A 6,630-nucleotide genomic window follows, 5' to 3' on the forward strand; every position below is an offset into this window, starting at 1 on the left:
TTATTATCTGCTAACAAGAAAAGAAATGTATGTTGATCTAGGTGAAGATTATTTTGATAAGCAGAAACTTGGGGCAATTGTACGGAATTCAGTTCGAAGGCTTGAAACTTTAGGTTATAACGTTACGATTTCGGAAGTCTCCTGATCCACGCCCCCCCTATATCCTTGGCGCTACACTTTAAAAAAATGAATGAGCAGCGTCTTCTTCGTGCTGTTATTTTTCTGAGACTGCCAGATCTTTAATTTTCATGGTAGTTGAACGACAAATTCTTTATAACGGTCTCCAATCAGGGTCTTTTATATCGTTGATTGTTGGTTTTCTTATAAATTCAATACAACGCTCCTCACAAGCACCAAACTTTATAAAGTTCTCTTGACCTTGTCTTAAAGAAACTTCGTTTGCTCCCCCTTCATAATCAGGGTCTCTAAATTGCACGCCATCATCTTCCCAAAAGCATATCTTACAGATTTCATAAGTATCAGTTGGTTCTTCGTCTAATGATTTGTAGCCACAACAAGGACAAGTGTATTTCATAAGTCCACCTTTCTTTCGACAGCCTTCACTAGAATGTTAATTGAACTATCGTGTCCCGTTAGCTGAACCTCACTTCAACCGTTCTCTTTTTCATATTTAATTCGTTCTGCAATCTTATTTGGTTTTACATCGTAACCTGTTGCTCTTTTCCCACTCCAATTGATTCCTACATGTAATCCATCTTTTTCAAGTCCAGTTAGCCACTTATTTAGAAAATCCCCCAAGTTAATTTCTTGTGGTTGAAATTTACTATATGCAGGATTAGTTGAAATTACCTTCTCTGCTCTTGATTTCAATGACCAGAACGGGATTGCTGTTTCACCGCTAAGATTTGTTGAACTAGGAAAGCCTTGCTCATCTTTCATTGTCCACACTGTTTTATTCTCCAATATCTCATTTATAAAAGCATAATATTGTGCCGATGACTGACTCATAAAACACCTCTCAGAATTTCACTGATTTTGAAGACAATTTCGATATTGTTATTGAAGTATCCTGCACGTTACTTCAGTAAAATAGGGATCGTCTGACTGCTCTGCAGCCTGCGATCCCTATTTAAATAACGTTACCTGTTACTTTAACGAACTAAACCTTAAGCTTCCCAGTCACTTTTACCAAGCTTGTAATAATTACCATTTGATTCCCATGCGTTACCTCCAGTTCGAATATTTTGAGGTGCTGGACATCTTAAGAAGACTTTTAAATAGACAAAGAGGCTGCCCCAGGTCCTTCCAACCTTGCGGGACAGCCTCCATAACCATGGAAACACTATTCATAACTAATCTTACAGTTACAACTTTCTTTTTTACAATTTCTTAAGGATTCTAAAGATGATTACCGCTGTTTCCGCTCTGGTAGCATTTCCGAGAGGATTGAGGCCAGCTCCATTTCCTTCTATAATTCCTTGATGCACCATGGAAGCCACACCTTCTTCAGCGTAAGAAGCAACAGATCCTTTATCGCTATAGCTGGCAAGATCCGAGGTATTTCCTGTAAGCTTGAGCTTCTCTGATAATTGAAGCGCTCTTGCACACAGTACCATCATATCTTGTCTGGAGATTTCTTGTTTTGGATTAAAGAGGTTATCCCCTACTCCACTGGCAATACCAAGTTGTTTAGCAATACCTAGAGCCTGGTAATAATAATCACTACTGCTCACATCGTTGAAATTAGAGCTAAACTCAGCTTTCATATCAAGCGCTCTAACCAACAAGGTGATAAAATCAGCTCTTGTTATTTTTTTATCCGGATCAAAGGTGGTGTCAGATGTGCCTTGAATGATCCCCTTTGAAGCCAGGAACTCAATCGCTTCTTTTGCCCATGAATAATTTGTGCTCACATCGGTGAATTTTTTACCTTCAGAAGACGGCTGTGTGCTAGGATTCGTCGATGGTTTCGATGGTGCTGCTTCTGTTGGCGTCGTTTCTGTCGGTGGCGTTGGTACTGTAGGCGTCGCAGGTGTCGTGCCCCTCCCAGTGCTTCCACTCGACTTTTTGTTGGTCACGTCAACTACCTTAACCGCCTCTGCCCTCCAAGATGTATAAATGGCGGAGTTGATATTAGCGGTGTTAAGCGAGGTAGGCGCGTTGGTGCTGCTGGCGTATGTGGTGCCGAAGCCGCCGAAATCGTTCCAGTCAACTTCCGCTTCCAGCTTTATGTGGCTCATATAGCCATAAGCCTCGCCGCCAAGCGTTACGCCGTCTTGCGCGTCATTGGCATAGACGATCGCCGTTAAAATGCCTTTGGTCGGATCATCAGGTTTTTGAATCATGCTTATCGTTATGCGCACGTCGTCAACCATACCCTCAATACCATCATAAATACTGGTCATTGCGCCTCTGGGGCCTTTAGGGTAAGTTACGCCGGTTTGCAGGTCGGTAATAGTTTGATCCAGCTTAGTGCCGAAGTCTGTACCGAGTGAGCTTGCAGGGTCGGCGTATGCCTCGCCGTTATTAAATTTCATAAGGAACACGTTTGTGCCTGCGCCTGCGCCGCCCGTGTTCGAGCCTGCCAGTGCGTATTTACTAATCCCGTCTGCATTGTCCATGCGCTGTATCCGCAAGCCGTACCCGTTCTTAATACCGGGTGAATAAGCCCTATTATCTTTGTTCTGCCTCATATACCTGTTGGGGTCGGGGTTGCTCAATGTATCGGCTTTGATATAAATATCCAGGAAACTTGGCGAGCTGCCGAAGCCGGAGCCGCCCTTGCTGGATACAAGGCCTACTTCCTCGATCATATCACCGAACTTGCCACTATAGGTGGGCGGCACGTAGAACAAACGAGACGTGGCTGCAGCGGGTCCAGCGTTTCCGCTTGCGCCGCCTTTCGGTTCAATGCCGGAGAAATTCCACGTGACGGTGTTGTTGCTGCCGCCTTTCGCGTCGTTCCTCCACCCGTTCACCATCATCATCGTGCCGGGAATTGCCGTATTTTGATTGTCTGTGGGAATATTGGCAAGAAGCGGCTGATCATACCATATCACTTCTTTGCCGCTTGCGGCCGTAAAGCCGTCTTTGATTGTGTCGGTCCAATAACGGGTCTTAACGTCCGCCGCCGTGATTACGCGAGTCATAGTCAAAGTAGTTTTGGCGCCGACTTCGCTGTGGTTATATTTGGGCGAAATTTCGGCCTGCAAGTAATACCCTATGTCGCCTTCGTTTACCGCATAATCCTTCACGGGGCCGCTGCCGTCACGCGAGACGGCTACAGGGGTTCTAACCGCCGGGTTGGCTGCGTTGACGCGGAACCAGTCAACAACGGTTCTATCAAGTAATCCCGCTTGCGCGCCCGTGCCTGTGAAGCCGGTTATTGTGTAATTCACTTTGGCTACACCGTTCACAGGGTCAAGCAGACTTGCCCCCGCAGCCAATACAGGCGTCGCTTGGTATTCGGCCTCAACATTCAGGGGTATGCCGCGCGCGATTCCGAGGGAAGGGCTTCTCGCTATAACATACAAGTTCACATCGTCCGTAACGCCTGTTAAGTTAGCCGTGACCGTGGCCGTGTTTGTGCCGGTAGATTGGAGCGATATCACATCCGTGCCCGTGATTAATTTGCTCGTCGCCTTGTTTATGCCCGTCGCTTCGTGGGTATAGGAATACGCGGAAAATTCCCAGTCGCCGGGATTGGTTTTCCCGGTGGCCACTGCGGCTGTGAGCGTGGTCGTCGCGTTTGCGCCGCTGCCTTTACGCAGGTTTCCGCTGCCGCTGCGGGTCAGCGTAGCGTTCGTGGCGATTGTGTTATAGTTCGTGCCGCCGGTAAGCGAATCATACATAGCTTGCCTTAAGTTGCTGTTCCTCTCGACTAAAGCGGCTTCCGCGATTTTAGCGGCAATCGCCGTGTAGTTAGTAGTGCCTATGATATTTTTTACGTTGTAGTAAGCTTTACCGTTCGATTCAAGCTTATACGCCTTAAGCAGGTCGCCTGTCATATTGATAGCGACTCCCGGGGTTATTGCTTCTTGCACAAGGTAAGGCGCGCCGTCAAACGTCACATTGGATTGGTAATTGCGGCTGGCGGGGTTCATAGGTCCTTTGCCCGCCCAGTTAAACAGGGCTTTGAAACCTCCTTGCGGCGCAGGTTTCGCGGATGTTCCGTTAAGCAGCGTATTGCCGCGATGTATCCGCGTATCAACCATAACCGCGTTGTTCACGTCAGTCGCGTCGTTAAGCCCGGATATGTATGTATCCGCCGCGGCAAGGCCGTTTACGCTCACCTCAAACGGATCCACATAGATATCGCTGTTATAGAATTGGGTGCCGCTGTTGAATTGGGTCATATAAAAGTGCAGTTCGCTATTCATATAGATAGAAGGGTTGCCCGAATGGCCGCCCGCGACGATATAGCAATTAATCATTACGGCTTGGCCGAGGGCCAGCATATTGTGGAGGCTCATAAACGCGCTGTTAACAGAGATGCCGCCTCTGCCCGAAGCGTTGGCGCCCATAAACAGCTGAGCCTGCGTCCTCGTTTCGCTGCGCATAGGGCGGCTGAATCCGCCGTCTTTAAGGCCGAGAATGTTGGCGGCAAGTGTGGGGTTCGCGCTTGTCCACGCCTGCGCTTCGTTCTTAAGCGGGAAGTTCAAGTCTATGTTCGTGTAGTTGGCGAATGTGACGTTGTCTGTCCACACGCCGCCTGTGCCCGTAAGGTTAAACATCGTGAAGTTTCCGTTTGCGCCCGCTTGCTGCCCGCGGGCGGAGGCATATACCACTTTGCTGTAATCGCTGCTCAATCCGAAGAAATAAAGGTAGTTCGTCGTCAGCGTCATACCGATAGGCGTGGCGTTGCCCATTGTAGTGGAATCATTAGTTTCGGGGTCATTCGCATTACGCAGCGGGCGAATGTTATTATCGTCCGGGTTATCAACCCAATAAACGCCGGGGGCCGTCAGAATCGTCATACGGCTGGCCTCCGTGCCGTTTACAAGGCCCTTGGGGATGACAACGTCGTCGGTTGTTTCAGGTGTTCCCATCGTAAGTGTCGTGCCCCATTTGGCATCCTGTATGGAGCGGAAAGCGTGGCCGTTGCTCGCCGCCAGCTGCGCGTCCGTCAAGCGCCAATCCAAAAAGATTGTGTTGGCGCCCAGCGTCCAGGTTTTGCCGTTCCAGCTTACCGTGGCGCCGTCAAAGGTAATTGCTTCCGCGCTATTCGGATCTAACGAGGCGTATCTGGGGAAGGCCAGCTGCTCGAGGTATTTTGTTTCCACATCGTAGACCGATTCAGCCACAGTAACTGTCGATGATGTGTCCTTATTCGCTGTCACTAAAAGCGAGTCCCCTGCTTCCGGAACGAATGCCTCCTGACTCTTAACACTTAAGTTGGCCTCCTGTTCAGCCGCTGACACCGTTATCAATCCCCCAGTCAAACTTCCGACTATCATGGCAGCACTTAATAAACCAGCTAAGATTTTCTTTTTCATCTTTCGTCGTACCATAGTCAAATTCTCCTCCTCATCTTTTGTAAGCGTTTTCCTCCGATGTTGCACCATGGCTGCGGTCGGATTGGCGGCACCAGAATAAGAACTCAGCCCAGGTAGTGTTTCATTTGGCAGTGCACCAGCTGCGGCTGCCTGTTGGTAGGTAAACACGTACGGGAAAAAACGGCAAGCATTGTAAACACCAGAAAGGTACTTGCACATTTCTTCAATGAAAGCCTGCTCGTGTAAAGCCTCCCTGCAATCGATTTTTTCAATTTTGTCAATAACCAATAACGAGCAATTGCATCCCCCCTACTTAGTAGTTATGAAAGCACTTACGTAGGTAAATGTAATGGATTAGGTCGTTACAAACAATATACATATATTAACCTTAATACATATGGAACAGAATATAGTCATTATTGGAAAGTAAAAAAACTTCGCTGTTGAAGAAAAGACAGGCCATAAAGTTTGGTTATAGCTAAAAGAGGTATGGCCAGTCCGGTTCAAATTGGACCTTTAATGATTATCTAACAGCCGCTCTCTCGGAGCGTTTAATGGTACATATCTTTAGATGAACCTTTGCTGGTTATGTAAGGATGGCTTTCCTCATGGGTTGAAGAAAAGACAAACCATACAGTTTGGTTATGGCTAGAAGAGGTATGGCCAGTCCGGTTCAAATTGGACCTCTAATGATTATGTAACAGCCGCTCTCTCGGAGCGTTTAATGGTACATATCTTTAGATGAACCTTTGCCGGATGAACAATGGTTATGTAAGGATGGCTTTCCTCATGGGTTGAAGAAAAGACAGACCATACTGTTTGGTTATGGCCAGAAGAGGTATCCGGCCAGTCCAAATCATTTCTTTGCCTAAAGATTGGGCTAGTCCCTCTATTGTTAATATTGCCCTTCTATATGGACTTGAGATGAATGTGTCTATACCCTCATCTTTCAATATTTGTGCTACAATTTGTGCATCTGATTCGCCCTTTAATGTCAGTCCACTGAATTATCCTGCCCGTTACTTGAATAGGCTGCCGCTTATGACGGCAGCCTAGTGTCATTGTGCTATCGTCTCCCGTTGCCTACTAGGGTTATCATTCGCTCCTCCTAGACCTTAAATGTTTTCCTTTATCCAAGAACGCAACTTATCAGCATAGAAAGAGCGTTCATCTG

Annotated in this window: 3 protein-coding genes and 1 pseudogene; all 4 read right to left on the minus strand. The window is 47.2% G+C overall.

All coding sequences use genetic code 11. The features are described 5' to 3' along the window. Window positions 1-271: 271 nt before the first annotated feature. Window positions 272-535 (minus strand): CPCC family cysteine-rich protein, encoded by a 264-nt coding sequence (locus tag GC093_RS34730; RefSeq protein WP_171656542.1) that lies wholly within the window; start codon window positions 533-535, stop codon window positions 272-274. 74 nt (window positions 536-609) lie between these two features. Next, complete coding sequence (locus GC093_RS34735) at window positions 610-969, minus strand: DUF2750 domain-containing protein (RefSeq protein ID WP_171656543.1); 360 nt, start codon at window positions 967-969, stop codon at window positions 610-612. Between the two features lie 371 nt (window positions 970-1,340). Beyond that, the gene (locus tag GC093_RS34740; protein WP_171656544.1) at window positions 1,341-5,744 is read right to left on the minus strand and encodes an S-layer homology domain-containing protein; all 4,404 of its coding nucleotides are present in this window, start codon (window positions 5,742-5,744) and stop codon (window positions 1,341-1,343) included. 566 nt (window positions 5,745-6,310) lie between these two features. After that, a pseudogene (locus tag GC093_RS34745) lies at window positions 6,311-6,457 on the minus strand (histidine phosphatase family protein); the annotation flags it as partial. Window positions 6,458-6,630: the final 173 nt, after the last annotated feature.

This window comes from Paenibacillus foliorum (assembly GCF_013141765.1).
In the GTDB taxonomy this organism is placed as follows: Bacteria; Bacillota; Bacilli; order Paenibacillales; family NBRC-103111; genus Paenibacillus_S; species Paenibacillus_S foliorum.